Below are 24,847 nucleotides of genomic sequence, written 5' to 3'. Positions count from 1 at the left end.
TTATTTATAACAATACTATCAATACTTTACTTAAAACAAAAACATTAATTTAAAAAATTACAATGAAAGCGGAATTGACCGAAAAATTCTCAGCGCTATACGGACAAGAACCAAAGGCGAATTATTTTACCCCTGGCCGTGTAAACCTGATTGGCGAGCATATTGATTACAACGGTGGATTAGTAATGCCATGTGCAGTTACTTTAGGCACCTGGTTGAGCATTGCGCCTAACAATGATCAGGTGATCCGCTTTAAAAGCCTTAATTTCCCTGAAGAACAGGAGATCCCACTGCAAGATGCGTATACTAAAACTGGCCCGGAATGGTACAATTACCCTTTGGGAGTTTTCCATGAAATCCTTAAAAAACATAAAATCCCTACCGGACTGGATTTGTTGTTTTATGGCAATATTCCGATCGGATCAGGACTCTCTTCTTCTGCCTCAATTGAAGTCGCAATGGCTTATGCATTGAATGATTTCTTTGGTTTAGGATATGAAAAAATCGAGATTCCTTTATTGGCACAGAAAGTAGAAAACGAATTTATAGGGGTCAACTGTGGCATTATGGACCAATTTGCCGTTGCATTTGGAGAAGAAAATAAAGCGTTAGTACTGAATTGTGATACTTTAAAATACAAATCGGTAGACTGTAACCTGGGTGATTACGTTTTGGCTATTATCAACACTAATAAACCAAGAAAGCTGGCAGAATCTAAATATAATGAAAGGGTAACTGAATGTCAGACGGCTTTGGCAGACCTTAACCAGGAAATTAAGCTCAATAACCTATGCGAATTGAATGCAGAGAAATTTGCTTTACATAGTCAGCTGATCAAAGATGAAACAGTATTGAAAAGAGCCACTCACGTGATCAGAGAAAACGATCGTGTTCACCTTGCTGCAAAGGCACTAAATGAAGGGGATTTGAAAGAATTTGGTCGTTTAATGTATGCCTCTCATCAGTCATTAAAAGATCTTTATGAGGTTACTGGTCAAGAATTAGATGCGGTTGTTGATTTCTGCAGCGACTATGAGCATGTAATTGGTGCGAGGATGACTGGCGCTGGTTTTGGTGGATGTGCGATCGCCCTGCTTAAAAAAGGTCAGGAAGAAGATTTTTCTAAACAACTGACAGATTTTTATGTAGAACGCATCGGATATCCAGCTTCTATCTATATCAGTGACATCGGCAATGGTGCTTCTGCAATTTAAATCCTATTTTTGCCGCATAGAATAGAATAATAGTCCTTAATGAAGAAATTAAAAACAGACGAATTAAACCGCGTAGGTGTAGAAGAGTTTAAAGAACAGGAAAAATTACCGGTTATAGTGGTGCTGGATAATGTGCGAAGCATGCACAATATAGGCTCTGTATTTAGAACAGCGGATGGTTTTGCCATAGAGAAATTATACCTCTGTGGCATTACTGCGCAGCCACCACACCGGGAAATAGAAAAAACAGCACTGGGCGCAACGCAGTCGGTAGCCTGGGCACACTTTGAAACCACTTTAGATGCACTTGCCAGTTTACGTAAGGATGGATATGAGATCATCGCTATTGAACAGGCTTCGGGGAGCACTATGCTGAATACCTTTCAGCCAGATGTCCAGAAAAAATATGCCTTGATCTTTGGAAATGAGGTGAATGGTGTGAGTGATGAGGTGATGACACAAATTGACGAATGTATTGAGATTCCACAATTTGGAACGAAGCATTCTTTCAATATTGTGATCTCCGCAGGAATTGTACTATGGGACTTTTTTGCCAAATTGAGATTGTAAACATTGTTTTTAAAGCTCGCTGATGGAAAATACATTACTTAAAAAATTGCATATTAAACCCGGATACAGCGTGCTCATTGAGAATGCTCCGGATAATTTAGTAGGATTTCTGGGTGATTACGATGCCATCCAGCTTAGCTTTAATGCGGAAAAGGTCTTTGATGCGGTCATTTTATTTGTAACTAATGGTTATGAACTGGAAGAATATCTGGCCCGTTTACATAAAAGACTAGAGCCAGACACCCTTTTATGGATCGCCTATCCTAAAAAAAGTTCTGGAATTAGGACTGATTTAAACATGATGGGTCCCTGGGACGAATTGAAAACTTATCAATTGACTCCTTGCGCTTCTGCCTCAATTTCTGAGGTATGGACCGGGCTTCGATTGAAGCAAATATCCTTGGTTAAGGCCTCTCCTGTTAGAAATGAGAACATTCAAAAAAATGATTTCTCTAACTATATTGATGTGGTGAATAAACAGGTGAAAATACCTGAAGACCTGGAATTTGCTTTGAAACAACAACCTCAAGCGCTGGAGTATTTCCTCTCTCTGGCTTACTCTCATAAAAAAGAATATGTGTTGTGGATCTTAACTGCAAAACAGGATAAAACCAGGATTGGCAGAATTGAGAAAACCATCAGTATGCTGCTCAGGAAGAAAAAAAATCCAAGTGAGCAATAACAAAAGAGCTGCTAACCTTAAGTTAGCAGCTCTTTTAATTTCAATACTTGTATATACAGGTTCTATTTTGCCCACCATACCGGCTCAGAGGTCGATATTGACTGCTGTGGCTGAGGGTTTGATGTAATCTCTTGAGAAGGATAAGGAAAACGTTGTGGGATATAAGGACGAAATGCATTAACAACAACATTAAGCGTTGGAAATCCTGTTCTACGCCAGTCATTATAAGCTTCGAGTGATAAGAAATTGGATACATACTTTTCACCAATTAAGCTTTTTAAAGGTGTAGTGGGATTCAGTGTTCCATGCGCAGTAATGTAGGTGTTGATATCATTGGTACCAACACCTAAAGCAAGCATGTTTTGTCTGATGGCCTCTACGAATATAGGTTGAGCAGTGCCAGCACCAGACTTAATTAATGTAGCTTCCGCTTTAATGAATAAAACTTCAGCATATGTTGCCAGGAAAACTGGTGCTGAGGGCCCTACCTGATCTAAAAGTAAATATCCACCAACTTTAGTCCCTACAGTGGCGTAAATTTTGGGGTTTGGATTCGGAGCTGTACCGCTTTCTCTTCCTAAAAAATCACCACCAGAACCGGCAAGTCCTAAGATAGGCAACCTTGGGTCATTATTTGCAAGTAATAAATCGACAAAAGTTTTGTTTAATACCACTCCACCTGCTCCAGGTAAGGTGCCGCGATACCATGGGTTTTGTGACTTATCACCGCCACTATAGGTTATTTTAGCATTGTCTTTATTGTCAGTGAAGCCATTTTGTAAAGCTGCGAGTGCGAGGTCAGCTTGCGCTGAAGCGGTATACCCTGCTGCTTTACTTAAGCGCAGGTAATATCTGGCTTTTAGCGTATAGGCAAACTTCTTCCAGGAAGGAAAATCCCCTCCATAAATCAGGTCATCTGCTTTTACGTTGATGCCAGTGGGTTGCGTATTCAAGATGACAATAGCTTCATCTAAATTCTGTTGAATGACCTTATAAATATCTTCCTGACGGTCATATTTTGGCTTTAATCCATCAAGTGCTCCAAAGGCTTCCGAGTATGGGATATCTCCAAACAGGTCTGTGCAAATCGCCAAATTGTAAGCCAGCATTACTTTTCCGATAGCTGCATAACCATTATTTCCTCCCGCTTGTGCTTTACCGATCATAATTCTTAGATTGTTAAAAATTGCAGGGTAAAGGTCAAAACTCCAGGTATTATTGACGTCGCTTGGGGTGATTCTATAGCTGTCAATTTCTGGTGAGGGTTGATTTAAAGACAGTTGCTGTGTCCAATAGGCAGCAACAGAGCCTGGAAATCCGCCAAGAATATTGGTCGTCGTATAAAGCTGAACAGGTGTGAGGATCAGCGCTTCCTGAACATCAGAAGGGTTGTTTGGATCTTTATTGATGTCTAAAAATTTCTTACATCCAGATGCAGAAATCAGCATTAAAAATGCTACGAATAAATAATATATCTTTTTCATGATTGATCTGTTTAAAAAGTAACTTTTACAGCAAAATTGAAGCTTTTGTTAGATGGCGTTACAAAATTGGTAAAGCCTCCACCATTACCAGTTCCATATAAGCTCACTTCAGGATCTGAGCCTGTGTAATGCGGGGTATAGAACCATAGGTTTCTACCTGTAGCAGATACACTTAGTCCTTTAAATGGAGTTTTCCTTAATAGCTCCGCCGGAAAAGTATAAGCCAGAGTTACTTGTCTTAGCTTGATGTAGGTCCCATCCTCTACTCCATTTTCGTCTACTGCTGAAAAATTCTCCTGATAATATTTTTGATCCAATGTAACTTGTTTTGTATTCTCTGAACCATCTTCTGTTACCCCGTCAAAGACTTTAGTAGCAGTTCTATCTTCGGTAACTTTGGTCACCCCATAAAAATTAAGGTAAAAATTATCAAGATTATATACATCGCCTCCTTTTTTCATATCAAGCACTGCAGACAAGCTAATGCCTTTATAGTTCAGCGTAGTCGTTAGGCCTGCATTCCATTTTGGTACCGTATTGCCTATTGGACCAAGTTGTTCATCAATAATAGGATAACCATCCTCATCTATTACTAACCTTCCAGCATCATTCCTAAGGTATCGCGACCCAAAAATAACGGCATAAGGCTGGTCTTTATAAGCAAATACACCAGGGCTGACAAAACCTGCAAACTGAATGTTATCAAGACCTTGTCCAATCTCAGTTACTTTATTGTTGATTTTAGTGAAATTCAAAGCAATGTCCCAGGTGATATTTTTTGTTTTAATTGGCGTACCACCTAATACAAACTCAACACCCCTGTTGTACATACTTGCCGCATTGATAACAGCTGCATTAAATCCACTTGAAGGGGTTATTGGTGTGGTACTGATCAGATCCTTACTTACTTTATTAAAATAAGTAGCTTCAAAATTCAACCTGCTTTTAAGGAATTTGAATTCAAAACCAGTTTCAAATTCCTTCAGCCCTTCGTTCTTCAGGTTCTTATCCCCGTAAGTATTGGTCAATAAGAATCCATTCAGACCGTCGTACGGGAATTCTATATTTCCAATAATTGGTTTAACATAAGGAGTACCAATGCTATAAGGAGCAACATTATCGTTTCCTACATAAGAATAAGAAATACGGAATTTACCAAAATTCATAATTGGATTATTATTCATTCCTAATGCTTCCGTAAAGATAAAAGCGCCAGATGCTGAACCATAAGGGTAAAATTGCTTATCACTATTCAGTACAGAAGTCCCGTCATATCTTCCTGTTAATGATAATGATAACATTTTCTTATATTCTCCAGTCAATTGTGCATATATACCAACTTTTCTATAATTACTTTCTGTAATTGTGGAGATCTGGGTAGATGCATTGCTAATATTATAGAAATCCTTAGCGGATAAACCTATCCCCTTGTCAAAAACTGTTTTCTGATCAGAAGCCAGGATATTATTACCGATTAAAATACTGCCAAAGAAATCATCGCTGAAGTTCTTTTTCGCCTCTATAATCAAATCATGATTATACTGTCTGAAATTTATCTCTCTATTGTACATCTTACCATTATCGGATTCTCCACCGACAATTCCAGGAGCTTCATGGTAATGTGTATCATCATTAAAGATATCAGCCCCTAAACGCTCGGTAATGGTTAGCCAGGGAGTTGGGTTGTAAGTAACGGTAAAAACCGGTAAAAATCTGTTAACCAGGGAGCTGAACTTTACGTTATCTACTAACCAGTAAGGGTTATTTCTTGCAGCACGGAACACTCGCTGTGTTCCATCCGGATAAGTGGTAGGCAATGGATCCCAGGATATAGGTGCCGCATAAACTGTCCAAAATGGGCTTGCAAGACTGTTTCCTTCTGGTAAACGATCATTGGAAGTATTGACATAATTCAGCTGTCCGATGACGTTTATCTTATCCGTTATGTTATTAGAAAACTTGGTAAAGAAAGAGTGACGGCCAAAATCGGTACCTGGCATCGTTCCTTTGGTTTTTAAATAGGAATAGGATACCAAATAGGTGGATTTATCACTTGCACCGCTTACGGCAACCGTATTGTCGGTGGTGTATCCGGTTCTGAAAAACTCCTTTCTCGGATCATGTTTTTGCACTGGATTGCCATTTACCACGAGGCCATCAATAAGGGGGCCCCAGGAACCAGAGCCTAATTCGCCATTATTTCCATCAACATATTCCCCATTGTTACCTTGAGCATACTTGTCTTGAAACTCAGGGAATATCGGATGGTCGACAGTAAGTCCTGAAGAAACAGAAACAGAAGGTTTACCCTTACCGGTCTTTGTAGTAATAATGACGACTCCCCTTGCTGCAGCCGAACCGTACAATGCACTGGCAGCAGCACCTTTGAGTATGGTTACACTTTCTATAATATTTGGATCAATGTCAATAGCCCTGTTGGCAGTTCCACCTGCACTTAATGCGCCGTCAGGATTTCCTGCTTCGGAGTTATTAATAGGTACACCATCCACAACGAAAAGAGCGCCGTTTTCTCCTGTCAATGAGGTGTTACCACGGATTACAATTTTAGAGGAACTACCTGCGGCCCCACTGGAATTCGTAATCTGGACCCCTGCTACCTTACCAGCCAACGCATTCACTATGTTGTTTTCTTTTGCAGCGACTAAAGCATTACCCCCAACTTCCTGTGTGGAATAGGTTAAGGTACGTTTGTCTCGCTTGATGCCGAGTGCGGTCACCACAATTTCATTTAAACTAGTTTGGTCATCGGATAAAGAAACATTGACTTCATTACTGTTTCCTATTATTTTCGTCTGAGTTTTAAAACCCAGGTAAGAAAACTCCAGACTCAGGTTAGTACCTGTCACTTGAATACTATACTTACCTGCAGCATTGGTTAAGGTACCAGTTTTCTGTCCAACCACCCTTATGGATACTCCAGGAAGGGGATTTTGGTCACTTTCGGCTGTCACAGTTCCCGTAATCGTACGGGTTTGTGCCCACGCGGCTATGCTAAATAGCAATAGCAGCATTAAAAATGGTAATGATTTTTTCATAGGTCAGTTAGAATTAGTTTGTTACTTAAATTTAAGCATCAAACAGCGCTATCCGAATCAAATCGTCTCTTTTTTGTTACGATTTGAATAATTATGGATTTAACCAGTATATTGGGCGTTTTTCTCAAAAAAACTGCCCTTATTAAGCTAATTATAAGCTGAATAAATCAAGTTTTAACGACTTCATAAAAATAAAAAGAGAATTCTACAGCGGATTTATAAATCAGCGAACATTTTTTTATGTTAAGAATCTTTTTTTGAAATCTCAGGATGAAACCGCCGGCAAATTATTTCCCTATAGATAAATGGCGCAAAAAAAAAGCAGCTATCATCCAGGAGACAATAGCTGCTTATGTTTAAATGGTGGGGTAATTTCCACCAGGTTTATTTTTTACTAATTAGGCGTAAGGGATACCATCTTTGGACGCAAGTCTGCTATGGCCCATTAAGTATTCATCCACCTTACGGGCGGCTTCTCTACCTTCTGAAATGGCCCAAACCACTAGTGATTGCCCACGGCGCATATCTCCTGCTGCAAAGATTTTTGCAATATTGGTTTGATATTTACCTTCTTCGGCTTTCACATTCCCTCTATTGTCCAGCTCAACTCCTAGTTTTTCAATCAGACCTTCTTTTTGAGGATGTAAGAAACCCATTGCTAATAAAACCAGCTGACAAGGTAAATCTCTTTCTGTACCTGGTTTCTCTTTGAAGTTCAAAGGTCTGCCTGCAGGATCGATTTCCCATTCTACGTCTACTACTTTTAAGGCTTTAAGGTTGCCGTTTTCATCTTTGATAAACTCTTTAGTATTTACACCCCATGCTCTTTCGCAGCCTTCTTCATGCGAAGAAGTCACTTTTAGCAACATCGGGAAGGTTGGCCAAGGCATGTTTGAAGTTCTTTGCGATGAAGGCATTGGCATGATTTCAAACTGCATTACAGATTTCGCCCCCTGGCGGTTTGAAGTACCGATACAATCAGATCCCGTATCACCACCACCAATTACAATCACATCCTTACCAGTAGCCAAAATTGCCTCTTGCTCAAAGCTGATCTTTTGAACACGCTTATTCTGTTGCTTTAAGAAGTCCATAGCAAAATGAACACCTTTAGCCTCGCGACCAGTAATCGTCAAATCTCTTGGGATGGTAGAACCACCTGCCAAAACAATACTTTGGAACTCTCTGAGTAAAGTGTTCAACTCTACATTTACCCCAACATTGGAGTTGCATTTGAACACAATGCCTTCCTTTTCCATTAGCTTGATGCGTCTTGTCACTACATCTTTCTGAAGTTTAAAATCAGGAATACCATAATTTAACAAACCTCCTGGCGCATCATCGCGTTCGTAAACCACTACCTCATGGCCGGCTCTGTTCAGCTGTGCTGCTGCGGCAAGTCCTGCAGGGCCTGATCCAATCACTGCAACCTTTTTACCGGTGCGGATCAATGGCTCTTCCGCTTTGATATACCCTTTATTGAAAGCGATTTCAATAATATGTTTCTCGATCTCTTCAATAGATACTGGAGATTTGTTGATTCCTAATACGCATGCAGATTCGCATGGTGCCGGACAAATCCTTCCGGTAAATTCAGGAAAGTTATTGGTGCTCAATAATATAGTTGAGGCCAGTTGCCAATCTCCTTTATATACCGCGTCGTTAAATTCCGGAATTACATTTCCAAGCGGGCAGCCCGACTGGCAAAATGGAACGCCGCAATCCATACACCTTGCGGCTTCACGGTTTACCTGCTCTAGTTCAAAATTCTCTACAAATTCATTATAATGCTTTAAACGTTCTTTAGCATCTTCTTTTATAGGAGCAGTTCTCTCATACTCTAAAAATCCGGTTACTTTTCCCATAGTTAAGCTATATTTAGTTTAGTGGTTCTCGTCATTTTGTGTTTCAATTTACTGTGGTGGCTTTTGCTTCTGCGGTGCTGAAAATGATTAAACATTTACAGCCGCTCTTTTCATCATTACTGCTTTGTATTCTTTAGGGAATACCTTGATAAAGTGTGCAGATTGAGTCGCCCAATCACTTAAGATAAACTTAGCTAAACTGCTATCTGTAAGTTGAATGTGTTTCTTTAGCAACACATTGATGCGTAACTCATCCTGTTCGTCCAGTGGATCAAGGTCTACCATTTCCTTATTACATTTATTGGTAAATTCTTGTTTCACATCGTAGATCCAGGCTACACCACCGCTCATACCTGCAGCGAAGTTGCTGCCAGTATCACCGATCACTAATACCTCACCGCCAGTCATGTATTCACAACCATGATCACCTAAACCTTCTACTACAGCTGTAGCACCAGAGTTTCTTACGGCAAACCTTTCACCAGCCTGACCTCTTACATATAACTCACCAGAAGTTGCACCATATAAGGCAACGTTACCAATGATGATATTTTGTTCTGGCACATAGCTGATGGTACTGAAGGGATAGATGGATAATCTAGCTCCGGAAAGGCCTTTACCTACATAGTCATTTGCTTCACCTTCCAGTTGCAGGGAGATCCCTTTGGCTGCGAAAGCACCGAAACTTTGTCCGGCAGAACCTTTGAATTTGAAGTTGATCGTATCTGCTGGTAATCCTTGTGATTTATAGATTTTAGAAACCTCATTTGAAAGCATTGTACCTAAAGCACGGTTGGTGTTCTTCACCTCAAACTCTCTGTAAATCGGCTCTTTATTCAACAATGCAGGAGCTGCAGCTTTGATCAATTGATGGTCTAAAATATCTGCCAATCCATGGTCCTGAGTTTCTGTCTGATACAAGCTCAAGCCATTGTCTGGTGCTTTATATAAAATGGCAGAAAGATCCAGGTCTTTTAATTTCCAGTCGCTAGGATCAATTGCACGTAAGCTTAAGGCATCTGCCTGACCTACCATTTCTTCTACAGTTCTGAAACCAAGTTCAGCCATCGTTTCTCTCAACTCTTCCGCTAAGAAATGGAACAGGTTCACTACGTGATCTGCTTCACCGGTAAACAACTTTCTCAAGTTAGGATCCTGTGTTGCCACACCCACCGGACAAGTATTTAGATGACATTTTCTCATCATGATACAACCAGAAGTCACTAAAGCAGCGGTAGCCACACCCCATTCTTCAGCACCTAAAAGGGCTGCGATGGCGATGTCTTTACCTGTTTTCAATTGACCATCTGTTTGTAATACTACTCTGCTGCGCAGGCGGTTTTTAACCAGGGTCTGGTGTGCTTCTGCTAAACCAAGTTCCCAAGGTAAACCAGCGTGCTGGATAGATGTTAAAGGAGATGCACCGGTACCACCGTCAAATCCAGAAACCAGGATCACATCAGCATGAGCTTTCGCTACACCTGCTGCAATTGTACCTACACCAGCTTTAGAAACCAGTTTTACATTGATTCTAGCTTCACGGTTGGCATTTTTCAAGTCAAAGATCAGCTGTGCTAAATCTTCAATAGAATAAATATCATGGTGAGGTGGCGGTGAAATTAAACCTACACCTGGCGTAGCATGACGAACTTTTGCAATCCACTCATCTACTTTATCCCCAGGTAATTGTCCACCTTCACCAGGTTTTGCACCTTGTGCCATTTTTATTTGTAACTCATCTGCATTGCTCAGGTAATAACTAGTTACACCGAAACGTGCAGAAGCAATTTGCTTGATCGCAGAACGCATAGAATCACCGTTAGGTAAAGTCTCATAGCGCAATTCATCTTCACCACCTTCTCCGGTATTACTCTTTCCACCGATGCGGTTCATGGCAATCGCCAAAGTAGAGTGTGCTTCATGGGAGATCGAACCGAAGGACATTGCCCCCGTTGCAAAACGCTTCAGAATCTGCTCAACTGGTTCTACTTCTGATAGCGCTACTGCAGGACGTTTATAGTTAAATTCAAACAGTCCGCGGATGGTAAATGCTTGATGCGTTTGCTCATTTACAAGCTTAGAATATTGTTTGTATACGTTATAATCATTCTTTCTGGTTGCATTTTGTAACAAATGAATCGTTTGAGGATTGAACAAATGCTGCTCACCTTTACGTTTCCATTTGTAATTACCACCTGTTGGCAAGATCATATCCGGGCGTGTAGCCGAACCAAAAATCCTGTTGTGTTTGATCAGCGTTTCTCTGGCAATCTCGTCCAATCCTAAACCACCGATTCTGGAAACCGCACCGGTAAAGTAATTGTCGACCACCTGTTTGTTCAAACCAAGAATTTCAAAGATCTGCGCACCATGATAAGATTGTAGTGTAGAAATCCCCATTTTAGAGAAGATCTTCAACAATCCATTATTTACAGCATATATATAGTTCTGTATTAGTTTCGCTGGTTTAACTTCCAATTCTGTTTCAAAACCAGTAATCGTTTCTTCTGCTAAGTAAGGATTTACTGCAGTTGCACCGAAGCCGATTAAACAGGCAAAATGGTGAACTTCCCAAACATCACCGGCTTCTACTACTAATCCTACGTCACCTCTGTAACCTTTGCGGATCAAATGATGGTGAACTGTAGAAACAGCCAATAAAGAAGGAATGGCAGCATGTTCAGAGTCTAAAGCACGATCTGATAAAATAATCACCTGGAATCCGTCTTCTACAGCATCTACTGCATAACGACACAATCTGTCCAGTGCTTTAGCCATTGCGCCAGGTTTTCCTGTAGCTCTGAAATACGTTTGTAAAGTTTTAGATTGGAATACTCCGGTATCAATACTTCTAAGTTTCTCTAACTCTAAATTTGTTAATATCGGATGTTTGATGCCTACACAGTGACATTGCAACGCATTTTCTTCCAGAATATTTCCGTTATTCCCCATGAATCCTGCAAGACTCATCACCACTTTTTCCCTGATTGGGTCGATTGGTGGATTGGTTACCTGGGCAAACAACTGTTTGAAATAAGAAGAAAGGTGTTGTGGTTTCTGAGATAAAATCGCCAAAGGAATATCTGTACCCATAGATCCGATTGGCTCTTTCCCATCCTTAGCCATTGGTTTCAGGATTAAATCGATGTCTTCACGGCTATATCCAAATACCTGCTGATATTTAAAAATAGATTCTTCTGAAAGACCGCTAAAGACTACTCTTGGGTCAGAAAGCTCTTCTAGTCTGATTTGGTATTGATTTAACCAATCGGCATATGGCCTGCGGCTGCATACCTGTTGTTTAATTTCTGTATCAGAAATGATTCTTCCCTGCTCCATATCTACGACAAACATCTTTCCAGGGGTCAACCTACCCTTTTCAATAATTTTGCTTTGATCTAAAGCCAATGCACCAGCTTCGGACGCCATAATCACATGGTCATCTTCCGTAATGGCATATCTTTGAGGACGCAATCCATTTCTATCCAATGTTGCTCCAATCAGGTTACCATCTGTAAAGGAAACAGCTGCTGGTCCATCCCAAGGCTCCATTAAAGTCGCATGAAATTTATAGAATGCTTGTTTAAGCTCGTCCATATCCTCATTACCGTCCCATGCTTCAGGAATTAACATCATCAAAACATGTGGAAGAGAACGACCTGCATGCACTAAAAGCTCTACTATATTATCTAAACAACCTGAATCGGAATTGGATTCATCAATTACAGGAAGTAAAATATTCAATTCTTCAGGTGTAAAGTGCGAAGAAGCCAGTGACTTCACGCTTGCTCTAAACCAGTTCAGGTTACCCTGAAGGGTATTAATCTCTCCATTATGGGCGATGTACCTAAAAGGCTGCGCCAATTTCCAGGAAGGGAAAGTATTTGTTGCAAAGCGACTATGAATTAGGCCGAAAGCGGAAACAACGCGCTTATCGCTGAGCTCAGTAAAATAGGATCTCACCTGCAATGAGGTCAGCTGTCCTTTATATACTATAGTTCTTGAAGAAAAAGAGGCAATATAAAACTCGCCATTAATCCCCTTCACTGTATTGTTAATTGTCTTTGACAGGTAGTTCTTGAAAACGTAAAGCTTACGTTCAAAGTCTGCACCAGCAGCGATTGCATACGGGCGGGCTATAAATACCTGCTCCATTTCTGGTTCTACAGATAAGGCCATGTCTCCAATGCCTTCTGTATTGGTTTGCACTTTTCTAAAACCCAGGACTTCCAGTCCTAACTTCTCTCCTGCACGATAAATGATTTCTCTGCACTCTTCTCTCGCCTTAACGTCTTTCGGTAAAAACAACATCCCTACCCCATAGTCTCCGGATTCATTCAGACTGAATCCTATTTTAAGACATTCGTCATAAAGAAATTCATGCGGTATCTGTATCATGATACCTGCACCATCTCCGGTGTTAATTTCAGCGCCGCAAGCTCCGCGGTGATCAAGATTTTCAAGAATGGTTATTGCGTCGGAAATGATTTGTTGCGATTTTCTCCCCTTGATATGAGCAACGAAACCAATGCCACATGCGTCATGTTCAAAACGCTGGTCGTATAACCCTTGCTGATCTTGTGTTTGTTCCATAAGTTTAATTTATTGTTGGTTGGTATAGTGTGATTCGAACACTAAGTTACGAAAAAAAATCAAGTAATTATAATATCGGCATCTTTTTTAGGAAAAATGCAGAACATTTAAAATATAAAGTCTATATATTATAATATTGATACCTGCAATCGATGTAAAATGCAATATTGGCAATGAAGAATCCCATATATAAGGGAGTTAGCATCAAAACAACCTCTTATCCGCTGCAAGCCCCTCTGAACCCCAAAAAAAAGTTTAAAATTATTTTCATCTTCAAATCCTTTAATTTCAACCAATTAACAGAAAACCCGCTTAAAAAGTAAAATAAAAGCATTTTATACTTTGGTAGATTCAGATCTTTTCCTACTTTTGTGACGGGCAAGTATTACACGATCAGCTCCTTTTGAACTCCCCCAGGGCGGGAACGAAGCAAGGGTAGAAAGTTGTAGCGATGCGATGTAAAGTGCTTGCCCATTTTTATTTTTTTAGATTGATATGCTTCAACTGCATCCTCTTCTTTCTAACAACCAACTCGAGTTAAATAAAACCATATATTTTCTTAAACTATATATCTTATGAAATTTTTCATAGACACAGCTAATCTTGATGAAATCAGAGCAGCTCAAGACCTTGGCGTTCTAGACGGCGTAACTACCAATCCTAGCTTAATGGCTAAAGAAGGTATCACTGGCGAACAAAATGTAATTAACCACTACAAAGCAATCTGTGACATCGTTGATGCGAATGTAAGTGCAGAAGTGATCTCGACTGATTATGAGAGCATGATCAAAGAAGGTGAAGCATTGGCTAAACTAGATCCAAAAATCGTCGTTAAAGTTCCTATGATTAAAGATGGTGTTAAAGCCATTAAATACCTTTCCTCTAAAGGAATCAGAACAAACTGTACGTTGATTTTCTCTGCCGGACAAGCTTTAATCGCTGCAAAAGCAGGTGCATCTTATGTATCTCCATTCTTAGGTCGTTTAGATGACATCTCTACAGATGGTTTTCAATTGATCGAAGACATCAGATTGATTTTTGATAACTACCAATACGAAACTGAAATTCTTGCAGCTTCAGTAAGAGGACCAATGCACATCGTTAACTGCGCTAAATTAGGTGCTGACGTAATGACTGGCCCACTTTCTGCGATCCTTGCATTAATGAAACACCCATTAACCGATAGCGGTCTTGCTCAGTTCTTAGCTGATCATGCTAAAGCAGCAGCAGCAGCTAAATAGGTTTAAATAGCATATCATAAAAAAAAGTCCTGTTGAATTAATTCGACAGGACTTTTTTTATGGCTTCATAACTGATTTGTTCGTCAGGCTCGATCAGGATACCCTTCACTCCTGCTCCATTGGCCGCTTCTACGTCTCTTGGTTTATCTCCAATCATCACAGATAAGGCTGGATCAATATCATAAGTTGCAATCGCTTCTAATACCATTCCCGACAAAGGTTTTCTGCAATTACAAGGCTCAGAAACTGTGGGGTGATGTGGACAATAGTAGGCATGCGTGATTTTCGCACCCTGTGCCTCAAACTTTTCGCCCAAAATACGGTGCATCTCCGCCAGCGTTTCTTCTGTATAACGTTTTAAGGCAATTCCACCTTGATTGGTAATGATAATCAACATATAACCCTCGTCATATAGCTTCTTTAATGGTGGAATCTGGTATTCTAAGACTTCGAAATCTTCTACTTTACAGATGTAATCATAGATTTCGTGATTCAAAACTCCATCACGATCTAGAAATATTGCTTTATTCATTTAATTATTCTTTTTTGCCAAATATGGCAATATTATAATTGTTTATTCCCTTCAAATAATGGTTTTATTAAACATAATCACGATATATGGTGTTATTAAACGTTGAACCTTTAAAAATTATAATATGCCATATATCAAAAGAAACCCCGAGAACAGTAAATCTGTCAATATATTTTATGAAGATCTTGGTTCAGGAAAACCAGTAATCTTAATTCATGGCTGGCCAGTATCACACGAAATGTGGGAATACCAGGTCTCCTCTATTGTATACAGTGGATATCGCTGTATCGCGTACGACAGACGCGGCTTTGGTCAGTCGGATAAGCCTTGGAGTGGTTACGACTACGATACCCTTGCTTCCGACCTGAATGAATTGATTCTTGCCCTTGATTTATCTGAAGTGACCCTGGTTGGATTCTCGATGGGTGGCGGAGAAGTGGTACGTTATTTAGGCAAATACGGCAGTTCTAAAATCGAAAAGGCAGTATTGATCAGTACAGTAGTTCCTTTAATGCTGAAAACAGACGACCATGAAGAAGGTGTCCCTAAAGATGTTTTTGATGAAATTATTGCCAATATCCATCAGGATCGTCCTGCATTCTTAACAGGTTTTGGTAAACAATTCTTCGGTGAAGGGATTTTAAATAAACCTGTGAGTCAGGACATACAGAATTGGATGCATCAGCTGGCTATTGTAGCAAGCCCGAAAGCAACTGTAGATTGTGTAAGATCCTTCTCTGAAACTGATTTTAGAACAGATCTTAGCACCATTACTATTCCTGTAATGATCGTACATGGTGATGATGATCAGGTTGTACCTATTAAAGCCACCAGTGCAATTACCGCAATGTTACTTCCTAATGCTGATTATTATGTAATGGAAGGTGCATCACACGGATTATTTATCACTCATAAGGATGAACTAAATCAGTTATTGGTTAATTTTCTAAAAAGATAATTAAAAACGAGAGGAATTTGAGAAGAAATATTGGAATGAGCCCCTCATTTCATGATCAAATTCCTCCTTTTTTATGAGTTTTAGACTCCTAATAGTTGATTTTAGTACCAAAAAGTGCCGATAAATAGGAAGCAAAATAAATAATCTAGCTTAAAATCAGTACAGTATAGATTTTATGATTTTTTAATTTGCACTTCATATAACCTAATCCTATATTTGCATCACTTTAAACGGAAACGCTTAAAGTAAAGCTAAAAAAAAAGCTTTGATTCCGTAGCTCAGCTGGTAGAGCATTACACTTTTAATGTAGTGGTCCTGGGTTCGAATCCCAGCGGGATCACAAGATTCAAAATCAAAACGTACAAAAGGCTGTTAATCGCATGATTAACGGCCTTTTTACTTTTACGGGGGTACCAAAACTTGCACCAATTCTCATAAAAAAAGTGAGCGATTCGGTGAGTCATTTGGAAAATTCGACCTACTCACCGAATGGCACCTATCCAGCTACTGAACAGGCAGTTACAAACTGAACATCTTGTAATCGTTAAACTGCAAAGCTATTTTTGTTTCACCCTTAATCATTGAATGATGAAAACGAACTTCAGCCTGCTTTTTTATCTGAAAAAGCAAAAAAACTACATCAGTGGCAACACACCTATTTACATGAGAATCACGGTAGACGGTAAACGTGCAGAAATTGCGACCAGTAGGGATTGTAACCCAAGCCGTTGGAGTAAGAGATCCAGCCGGTTGATCGGAACTAAAGAAGATGTGAAGATGCTTAATTCCTATTTGGATCAACTGCAAAGTTCCATTTATCAGGCACATCAGGAGTTGGTTAGTTTTGGCATCGGGATAACTTCGGAAGCCATTAAATGCAGGTATCTGGGCAAAATGGATGGCTCGCATACTTTACTAGAGGCCGTCAAAGATCATAATGAAAAGATGCAGGCTCTGGTCGGTAAAGGTTATGTACAGGGCACATTGAACCGTTATAAGGTCTTAGAAAAACACCTATCAGCCTTTATGCTTTCAAAATATGGGCTGACGGATATGGACATTAAAAGAGTAGATCAAGCTTTCCTGAATGATTTTGACTACTATTTAAGGTCTGATAAAAACTGCGAGAATAACTATGTGGTTAAAAACGTCAAGAATTTAGGAAAGATTCTGCGCATTGGGTTGGAAAATGGTTGGGTAGAAAAGGACCATTTTCTTGGCTATAAAGGCAAAATCAAGAATGTTGACCGCTATTATCTCAATCAAGAGGAACTACAGCAGATCGCCGAAAAAGAGTTCCTATCTGAAAGATTAAGGCAGGTTCGTGATGTTTTTGTCTTTTGCTGTTTTACCGGACTGGCTTACGTAGATGTATTTAAATTGAAACAGGAGCATATCCAAAAAGGAAGTGACGGGGAGCGCTGGATATTCACCAACAGGCAAAAGACAAAAACCAGATCTGCAATTCCCCTACTGCCTACAGCAGTTAAAATTATGGATCGTTATGCAACAAACAAGGTTTGCGTAAATAAAGGGAATCTACTTCCTGTTCCCAGCAACCAAAAGGTAAACGAGTATCTGAAAGAAATAGCAGATCTCTGCGGGATTGACAAGAAACTGACCTCCCACATTGCCCGTCATACTTTTGCGACTACCGTAACGCTTTTAAATGGCGTACCGATTGAAAGTGTATCGAAGATGCTTGGGCATACAAATATCAGAACGACTCAGCACTATGCTAAGATATTAGACATTAAGGTTGGTGCTGATATGGCGTTATTAAGAGAGAAATACCACTAACAATTCGTTAAACTGGCTGATCCGCCCAAACTGCCTTCCTGTCTTTTTTAGTTTTTTTAAGTGGCTTTTAGAAAACCCAAGTTGCGCAGGGTTTTTCTCTCCTTTATTTATTCTAGCCCTTTGGCGCTAGGATAAATAAAGGCAAGGGAGTTTTTGGGTACCCAAAAACACAACTTGCCGATTACAAAACAAACAGATTTTGTAATCGGAAAATGAGGTCTGAAAGCAGATTTTTGTTCATCGTCTGGACAGAAAAAAGTTACCAGTCCAATTGGACAGCCTATCACTTAGTTACCTAATCAACAAAACACTGAGTTACTTTGCTACTTATTCAGCTGATTACTTATGCGCTAGGCGGCATACCTCTTGATTAACACTGGATATATTATAAACTAACCTCTTTAGGTAGAAAGTCTTTTGGAGAAAGCCCAAAATGATCAGCCAGTTTTGCGATATGCACAAGGTTATACTTAGCACGGTTTTTTGCGCTTTCTACATTGGTCACAAATGTGCGCTTCACATTTAGAATAGTTGCAATATCTTCCTGTTTAAGGTGCTTTTCTTTCCTTAGCTTGATTACATAATCAATCACATATTGTTCTATCGGGGATATGTTTATCGGCTCATTCATCGTATTGTAAAGGGATAGAAAAATAATAAAAGAAAAGACATACATGTATGACATTTTTATTCTATATTTACTCTACAATCAATTTATCAAAATATGATGTAAACTACAATAGTTCAATTATTTAACCCAACAAGCCTCGCGACCGAAAAACTGGTAATTTATCGTGCGAGTGTAAGTATGGCGCCAAATCCCTACATTCGTAGTCCTGTGCCGCTTAGGTGGGGCTGGCGCTTGCTTATATTTTTGTACGATAACCATTTTGAAAGAAATGGTAAAGCTGATGTTTCAATTTATTTTGAAGTTAAGGCGGGCTTACCAGTGCCTCGGTTGCAAATGTAGAATGCAGGTGTCCAGCCCCCTCTAGGGGGATCTAACTTCTACAAGGCTCATTAATTTCAAAATTATGAGTAATAGAAACAAACTTCGGTACAATCAGCTTACAGATAAGCAGATCCTAAACCCACACGTATTCATTTCAGATTTTTGCAGATATGAAATAGACATTGAAGCCTTTCGCGCTGAAATTCTACTGCTGATCAAATCAGCATGTACCAACCAGCAGTATGGAAAAAGTGAAGAATACTTCTACAATTACAGGTGCCTGCTAAAATTACTGGAAGCAGGTCACATCTTCTTTTGCAGGGATACAAAGTTCTCTTTGCACTGTGATCCATGCACACTTACTCCATGCGAAATAGACCTTAACAGGTATTACAGCACACTTATTACCACCCACTTTAAAACCCTTTCGGATAAGGAAATCAAAAACACCCAGTACTTTTTTAAAGACTTTTTCAGCTTCATGAACTTAAATGAATGGCGGTTAATATTTAGCCGGATAGTGGAATATGCCTATAGGCAGCCCACTATTGATGAGGTTTTGGAGGATGGAAGTGCAATGGTGATTGTCAAGGAATACATAGAAAAACTAATTGAGGTCATCTATCTGATTGATAGCAGCCAGACCGTTTTTTGCATCAATAACACCACCACAACCGTAAACTAAATCAAAAAAATGATAACTGCACTTAATACATGACGTCATGGAAAAGCAAATTAGAAAATACAAGATAGATGAGTATTTATTCAATCTCAATGTATGGCAATATCGTAAAGCGATGCAAATTTTGCCAGACCTGTTAAGCATTTCACTAAATACCTTCCACAACTACCGGAGGATACCCATGGAGAGCTCACAGGATATTCCTTACGAAAAAGTGATCCTCATGGAAAAATTATTTGAGTTACAGATGGGAACACTAGCCTACCAGTATCCAGAAATAGAAAGTTTAAAAAGCATGCTGATAAATGACTAAACCATTGCCCTTTATTCAAAACCTTGGTCTTTTTCGCAAACACCTCCGTAAAAACTGCACGGTGGCCATTGAGTAAGGTGTTTTTGCAAGCCGCTAATGCGCACGGGGGAACTCTCCTGCAAAAACACTTTACTTTATATCCCTCCTTAAATTAACCATATAGACAGATAGTACTCTTGTCAGAACATTAAACTCACCGCTCTAATACCTTACTATTGGCTAAAGAATGCTCGGTGAAACCACATCTTAGTTTTACAACACATGTGGTTAGGCTTTAATATCATCAATTGTTTTTTTAATCAAAAACGGCATGTTAACCGCTAACATTTCAGCGTAAGTAATACTTTGAGCGCCAAAGGTATCGACTGCTGTACAAAATTTCTCTGATATCTGATAATTATCGGAATAGTTCTTAACCAAGAACCTGTACAACAGTTCGCAGAACATACCCAACTCGGTCTTTCTGAAGCCATCAATCTTGGCCACCAACCATATGGCACCAATCTGCATCTTACCATTTTCCTCAAATGTAAAAACCAAATTGGGATTGAGATACAATGGGAAATTATCGATAGGATAAATTTTGTGCACCTTTTGTACCTTCTCAAACTTCAAAACCTTCACAGGTCTGATATCCTCATGGTTGAAATCCTTAAAGCTCGACAAGATTTCAATATTACGACTATGCATTGACTTGATTTTCTTTAATTCCGTAGCCTCAATCTTTTTCAGGAGATCATCGATTTTACCTTCATAAAAACTACCACTGTTATTTTTAATTACGTTATAAATGCAGCTTGTACTGGTGATCCAATAATCTCCACCACTACCATCATCATCGGTTTCTTGCTTTTCCTTGGGAACGCGCGTTTTAATCTTATGGGCGAAATTACTCTTGGTTTTTTCAGACGTTTTACGGGTATACTCTACCAGCTCCTGTACTGTGATTTTTTGCATATATAACGATTTAATAATCAGTAAATCAAAAGCTTAATGTAGCAAAATAAATAAAGATAATGTCCATAACAATCTCGGAAGTTACCAACAAATCATGCAGAGAGTACGAGAAACCGAATAACTACACAAGTAACGGGTTTATCTTTCATATAGAATGATATGGATTTTTTCTTAATACTATCCTCAATGTAACCCGATTGTCTAATAAACTTTAAGAGCTTACCTCGTTCTCGGTGATCGCCTGTAAACTCCTTCCAAATCGCCTGTTTAGATTTACCACTTTCTAGGTACGCCTATATCATTGTGTGCTTCTGCTTTGTACTGAAGTACTGACCAGGTTTTCTTTTTGATAGAACTTTTTCTTCCATTTTCTTGCCTTGTTTTAGTGTAAGCCCATTTTAGGACAAAATATTTTTCTTGAAAAAAGGAAAAGAACCGACCCCAAATTCAAATATTTCTCATATCTAGCAGATGAATCTGATTACAAGGATAATAATTAACATAAGCTTTCTTAGTTCCACACAAACATTAAATATGAAGATTTAAATGGTAGAAAATAGAAATTAAACAATTGTAATGGGATTGATTTTTTTTCCTATGTTTACTTGACTGTTATAATCTTATAACTAATATTAATTCTCCATGCTTATGGTTGATTACAACGCTATTATATGAAAGAAGTTAAATCCGTAAGTGATCTTATTGAAACACTAAAAGTAGACAACGAAAACTATTCAGGGGATTTATGGTATAGAGGACAAGGAGAATTTACGTGGACATTATCGCCTGGTCTTATTAGGCTAGCAGGTGCAACATCTGAGGGTAGTTTTTTAACACGATTTAAACAATCGGCTGGGATGCTTTTGGATAGGCATCCAAAAGATGATTTTGATTGGCTATTCTTAATGCAGCACTATGGTGTTCCTACTCGTCTATTAGACTGGACAGAAAGCCCATTAACGGCTCTGTATTTTGCTGTCTCAGACATGACAACTGAGAACAATGATGCTGCACTATGGTCATTGAAACCAACTGAACTTAATAAGATTGCCGGCATAAATGTAGAGGAGAAAAATTTCATTTTATGTTTTGATGACATCGAGTTAAAAAATTACTCGGTAGAGGTTTTAGGACAAAATCCAAGAAATAAGTTAACCCCTTTAGCTACCATAGCCACAAGAAACAATTCTAGAATACAAGCACAATTAGGCGTATTCACAATACATCACCTTGATAACAGACCCCTTGAAGAATTTTGCTCTGGAACTGAAGTAGTTAAATACATAATCCCCCAAAACTGTAAGGAAGGAATTAGAAAGGAACTAAAATTGCTTGGCATAAGCAAGTTCACCTTATTCCCAGAATTATCGAGTATAGGCGAAATATTAAAAGGAACGTACATATGAGTTATATAGAAACAAATCCAGTTCAACACGCAACCATTCTTCGTGTTTATTCAGAAAAAGACGAAATTATAACCGATCCAGAATATCAAAGAAATGGAGGAGTTTGGACGCCCGAAAAAAAGCAATTGCTTATTGACTCGATTCTAAATAATTATGACATTCCTAAAATTTATTTTCATCAATTCGACCGAAAAGAAAAGCAAGAGACAGGAAAATCTTATGCTATCATAGATGGCAAGCAACGTATTGAAACTATTTGGGCATTCATAGATGGGAAATTTTGCCTCTCGGATGATTTCGAATATCAAGATGATCCCCTATTGAAATTGGCAGGATTGAGTTATGATGATCTTTCGAAAGAGTTCCCAAAGATCAAAATAAAATTCGACTCATTTGTTCTACCAATAATCGGAGTTCAGACTGATGATCTCGATTTAATTGAAGATATGTTTTCAAGGCTAAATGAAGCAGTCCCCTTAAATTCAGCCGAAAAGAGAAACGCCTTTGGCGGGGATATGGTAAATGAAATTAGACGCCTCTCAAAACACCCCCTTTTTGCTAACAAGGTTCGATTTGCGAACAATAGATACCAACATTACGAAGTCGTTGCAAGGCTTCTACTTGTTGAAATATCACACGAAGAGAATGGTAAACTAATTGACACCAAAAAAGTTTATTTAGACTCAATGGCGAAAAAATATAAATCAGGCCATAAAGATATTGTTGAGAAGGTTGGAAAGATCGTTTATCATCATTTACAAAACATGAATAAGTGCTTTGCACTTAGTGACATTCTTTTAAGATCCCAAGGAAATATTGTAGTTTTCTATCTACTATTCAAATGGGCTGAATTGGAAAATCTCGAAATTTCAAGGTCATCTTTATTAGATTTCGCTGACAGGGTAAAAACCAATAGAACAATTGCAGAGAGCAATTACGAAGCCGCTGATTATGATTTACTTGAGTATGATCGCCTCTCTCAACACGGAACTAACGATGTATCCAATATTAGAGAGCGATTGAAAATATTACAAGAGAATTTGGAACGGTAGAAATGTATACAACTATACCAACATTGGTTTTAGAACAGTGGGTTGTAATAACATTTGAAAAACAAGATATTTTTCTTTAAATTCAATCATAGCATTTGCAGCTAAAACGTACAAAATAAAGGTGAGCGATTCGGTTAGTACCGATTCCAAAACCTCCCAGATAATGAATAAACGTTGATTTTCACCCTAGGTGTGAATCCCAGCGGGATCACAAGATTCAAAATCAAAACGTACAAAAGGCTGTTAATCCCATGATTAACGGCCTTTTTACTTTTACGGTGGTACCAAAACTTGCACCAATTCTCATATAAAATTGAGCGATTAGGTGAGTCATTTGGAAAATTCGACCTACTCACCGAATATCGCATATTCAGCTACTGAACAAGTAGTTACACAGTGAACATCTTGTAAGCGTTAAACTGCAAAGCTATTTTTGTTTCACTGGAATTGCTACATTTGAGTGGACAGTAAGTTAAGTGAATTTGATAACTTACTGTCCACTCAAATGTAGCAATTCCAAGACTTTATTAGCCAGCTATGACATTTATGATATCAGCAGTCTCCTGTATAACCTGGAAGAAGCTGACTTCAAAAAATCCTTACACATTATGGTCGTTGGAAAAAGTGAAGGAGAAGGCGATGAAGATGATTTGCCAAAATCTTTTCTTAAAGAATTGAACAATAAAGACTGGTTTTGCTTTGACTTAAGACCTTTGAGGAAAGCAATCATTAAAAATAAATTGAAAATAGAAGATACTGGCCTATTAAGAATTATAAAGGGATACGACTTATTAGTATATATCCCTAAATTAACAGATAGCAAAAAATTATCAGATTAAAAATGGATAGCTTGTGGCATGGCCCTAGCCCATCACTACATTTTCCAGTGTAAAGTTAAAGGCGCCGATATCACCAGTCATGATGATATCGGCACTTTTAACACCCGACAATGGTAAATTACTTTTAATGCTGGATAAGCTTGCTGCGCTGATCACAGCTCCCTCAGCCACCTGATCTAAAACGCCAACCCATAAAACCGGTTTGACCTCAAATATTCCGCTATCCAGATATCTAACTGCCATCAAACGAGCGAATACCTTGCTGTCTCTATATAGATACGCGTTTGCCGGAGTGTTCGATAAAAGATTATACATCTTGATTTGATTCAGATCGCCTTTACCATAGGTTTTTACGAAGCTGTTTGGATCTGTGGATGCCCGCTGCAGCAAGAAAGTATCCCCGCCGGCTGCATCCATCGTCACAGTATAATGCCCAGAATTATCAGTTGCTCCGATTTGCATAAGCAATGGAAAACTATAAGGAATAGGTACTCCCGGTATAGGATTCTTGATTACCTTAAATGCGATAGCAGTACCATCAGAACCGACAGCATCATTTTTTTGAAAGAAAACAACAGAAGCATCAGAACTATTGCTTCTGTTGATAAAATTGAATAGAATGTACATGTTTTAAGAGCTATTAATTTTGGT

General features: G+C 38.9%; 19 protein-coding genes, 1 tRNA gene and 1 other RNA gene. 13 read left to right on the top strand and 8 right to left on the bottom strand.

Translation table 11 applies throughout. The annotated features are described in order from the left end of the window. Window positions 1-62: 62 nt before the first annotated feature. Genes AQ505_RS13975 through AQ505_RS13965 form a run of 3 tightly spaced genes read left to right on the top strand, consistent with a single transcriptional unit; the run spans window position 63 to window position 2,466 of the window. Window positions 63-1,214, top strand: a complete 1,152-nt coding sequence (locus AQ505_RS13975) for a galactokinase (RefSeq protein ID WP_062548746.1) — start codon at window positions 63-65, stop codon at window positions 1,212-1,214. 39 nt (window positions 1,215-1,253) lie between these two features. Beyond that, on the top strand, window positions 1,254-1,784 hold the full coding sequence (locus AQ505_RS13970) for an RNA methyltransferase (RefSeq protein WP_062548745.1): 531 nt from the start codon (window positions 1,254-1,256) through the stop codon (window positions 1,782-1,784). A gap of 22 nt (window positions 1,785-1,806) precedes the next feature. After that, window positions 1,807-2,466 carry a YdeI/OmpD-associated family protein gene (locus AQ505_RS13965; RefSeq protein ID WP_062548744.1) on the top strand — a complete coding sequence of 220 codons (660 nt, stop codon included), beginning with the start codon at window positions 1,807-1,809 and terminating at the stop codon, window positions 2,464-2,466. Between the two features lie 62 nt (window positions 2,467-2,528). Here the strand turns inward: AQ505_RS13965 and AQ505_RS13960 are convergent, their stop codons facing one another. The 4 genes from AQ505_RS13960 to gltB all read right to left on the bottom strand — a co-directional run bounded on the left by AQ505_RS13960 (window position 2,529) and on the right by gltB (window position 13,464). Next, the gene (locus tag AQ505_RS13960) at window positions 2,529-3,950 is read right to left on the bottom strand and encodes a SusD/RagB family nutrient-binding outer membrane lipoprotein (RefSeq protein ID WP_062548743.1); all 1,422 of its coding nucleotides are present in this window, start codon (window positions 3,948-3,950) and stop codon (window positions 2,529-2,531) included. A gap of 11 nt (window positions 3,951-3,961) precedes the next feature. Next, complete coding sequence (locus tag AQ505_RS13955) at window positions 3,962-7,006, bottom strand: SusC/RagA family TonB-linked outer membrane protein (RefSeq protein WP_062548742.1); 3,045 nt, start codon at window positions 7,004-7,006, stop codon at window positions 3,962-3,964. 398 nt (window positions 7,007-7,404) lie between these two features. Beyond that, on the bottom strand, window positions 7,405-8,871 hold the full coding sequence (locus AQ505_RS13950; protein WP_062548741.1) for a glutamate synthase subunit beta: 1,467 nt from the start codon (window positions 8,869-8,871) through the stop codon (window positions 7,405-7,407). 87 nt (window positions 8,872-8,958) lie between these two features. Beyond that, a complete protein-coding gene (gltB, locus tag AQ505_RS13945; RefSeq protein WP_062548740.1) occupies window positions 8,959-13,464 on the bottom strand; it encodes a glutamate synthase large subunit in 4,506 nt (1,501 codons plus the stop codon). A 376-nt stretch (window positions 13,465-13,840) separates the two neighbouring features. On the opposite strand from gltB, the gene ffs reads away from it, so the two are divergent. Further along, window positions 13,841-13,940: signal recognition particle sRNA small type (gene ffs, locus AQ505_RS13940), an RNA gene on the top strand. Between the two features lie 99 nt (window positions 13,941-14,039). After that, window positions 14,040-14,705 carry a fructose-6-phosphate aldolase gene (gene fsa / locus AQ505_RS13935; RefSeq protein ID WP_062548739.1) on the top strand — a complete coding sequence of 222 codons (666 nt, stop codon included), beginning with the start codon at window positions 14,040-14,042 and terminating at the stop codon, window positions 14,703-14,705. A 37-nt stretch (window positions 14,706-14,742) separates the two neighbouring features. Here the strand turns inward: fsa and AQ505_RS13930 are convergent, their stop codons facing one another. Then, the gene (locus AQ505_RS13930) at window positions 14,743-15,237 is read right to left on the bottom strand and encodes a D-glycero-alpha-D-manno-heptose-1,7-bisphosphate 7-phosphatase (RefSeq protein ID WP_062548738.1); all 495 of its coding nucleotides are present in this window, start codon (window positions 15,235-15,237) and stop codon (window positions 14,743-14,745) included. A 124-nt stretch (window positions 15,238-15,361) separates the two neighbouring features. Between AQ505_RS13930 and AQ505_RS13925 the strand changes: the two genes are divergently transcribed. The 3 genes from AQ505_RS13925 to AQ505_RS13915 all read left to right on the top strand — a co-directional run bounded on the left by AQ505_RS13925 (window position 15,362) and on the right by AQ505_RS13915 (window position 17,995). Continuing rightward, complete coding sequence (locus AQ505_RS13925; RefSeq protein ID WP_062548737.1) at window positions 15,362-16,195, top strand: alpha/beta fold hydrolase; 834 nt, start codon at window positions 15,362-15,364, stop codon at window positions 16,193-16,195. Between the two features lie 267 nt (window positions 16,196-16,462). Then, window positions 16,463-16,535, top strand: a tRNA-Lys gene (locus tag AQ505_RS13920). 245 nt (window positions 16,536-16,780) lie between these two features. Continuing rightward, the gene (locus tag AQ505_RS13915; RefSeq protein ID WP_335337966.1) at window positions 16,781-17,995 is read left to right on the top strand and encodes a site-specific integrase; all 1,215 of its coding nucleotides are present in this window, start codon (window positions 16,781-16,783) and stop codon (window positions 17,993-17,995) included. Between the two features lie 385 nt (window positions 17,996-18,380). On the opposite strand, the gene AQ505_RS13910 is transcribed toward AQ505_RS13915, so the two are convergent. Next, window positions 18,381-18,680 carry a helix-turn-helix domain-containing protein gene (locus tag AQ505_RS13910; protein WP_197286184.1) on the bottom strand — a complete coding sequence of 100 codons (300 nt, stop codon included), beginning with the start codon at window positions 18,678-18,680 and terminating at the stop codon, window positions 18,381-18,383. Window positions 18,681-19,029: 349 nt separating this feature from the next. On the opposite strand from AQ505_RS13910, the gene AQ505_RS13905 reads away from it, so the two are divergent. Continuing rightward, window positions 19,030-19,632: a hypothetical protein gene (locus AQ505_RS13905; protein ID WP_062548735.1), complete on the top strand. Its 603-nt coding sequence runs from the start codon at window positions 19,030-19,032 to the stop codon at window positions 19,630-19,632. A gap of 37 nt (window positions 19,633-19,669) precedes the next feature. Further along, window positions 19,670-19,942 (top strand): hypothetical protein, encoded by a 273-nt coding sequence (locus AQ505_RS13900; RefSeq protein ID WP_062548734.1) that lies wholly within the window; start codon window positions 19,670-19,672, stop codon window positions 19,940-19,942. A gap of 267 nt (window positions 19,943-20,209) precedes the next feature. On the opposite strand, the gene AQ505_RS13895 is transcribed toward AQ505_RS13900, so the two are convergent. Further along, window positions 20,210-20,899: a hypothetical protein gene (locus tag AQ505_RS13895; RefSeq protein WP_062548733.1), complete on the bottom strand. Its 690-nt coding sequence runs from the start codon at window positions 20,897-20,899 to the stop codon at window positions 20,210-20,212. A gap of 671 nt (window positions 20,900-21,570) precedes the next feature. On the opposite strand from AQ505_RS13895, the gene AQ505_RS13890 reads away from it, so the two are divergent. From AQ505_RS13890 to AQ505_RS13880, 3 genes are all read left to right on the top strand, one after another. Beyond that, the gene (locus tag AQ505_RS13890; protein WP_062548732.1) at window positions 21,571-22,305 is read left to right on the top strand and encodes an FRG domain-containing protein; all 735 of its coding nucleotides are present in this window, start codon (window positions 21,571-21,573) and stop codon (window positions 22,303-22,305) included. Continuing rightward, window positions 22,302-23,357, top strand: coding sequence for a DUF262 domain-containing protein (locus tag AQ505_RS13885; protein WP_062548731.1), 1,056 nt, complete (start codon window positions 22,302-22,304; stop codon window positions 23,355-23,357). The genes AQ505_RS13890 and AQ505_RS13885 overlap by 4 nt, the downstream gene beginning before the upstream one ends. A 482-nt stretch (window positions 23,358-23,839) precedes the next feature. Further along, window positions 23,840-24,196, top strand: a complete 357-nt coding sequence (locus tag AQ505_RS13880; RefSeq protein WP_157262369.1) for a hypothetical protein — start codon at window positions 23,840-23,842, stop codon at window positions 24,194-24,196. Window positions 24,197-24,220: 24 nt separating this feature from the next. On the opposite strand, the gene AQ505_RS13875 is transcribed toward AQ505_RS13880, so the two are convergent. After that, window positions 24,221-24,823, bottom strand: a complete 603-nt coding sequence (locus tag AQ505_RS13875) for a hypothetical protein (RefSeq protein WP_062548729.1) — start codon at window positions 24,821-24,823, stop codon at window positions 24,221-24,223. Between the last annotated feature and the right edge of the window lie 24 nt (window positions 24,824-24,847).

The sequence above is a fragment of the Pedobacter sp. PACM 27299 genome, assembly GCF_001412655.1.
Lineage (GTDB): Bacteria > Bacteroidota > Bacteroidia > Sphingobacteriales > Sphingobacteriaceae > Pedobacter.
This window is presented reverse-complemented; position numbering and strand designations above follow the sequence as displayed.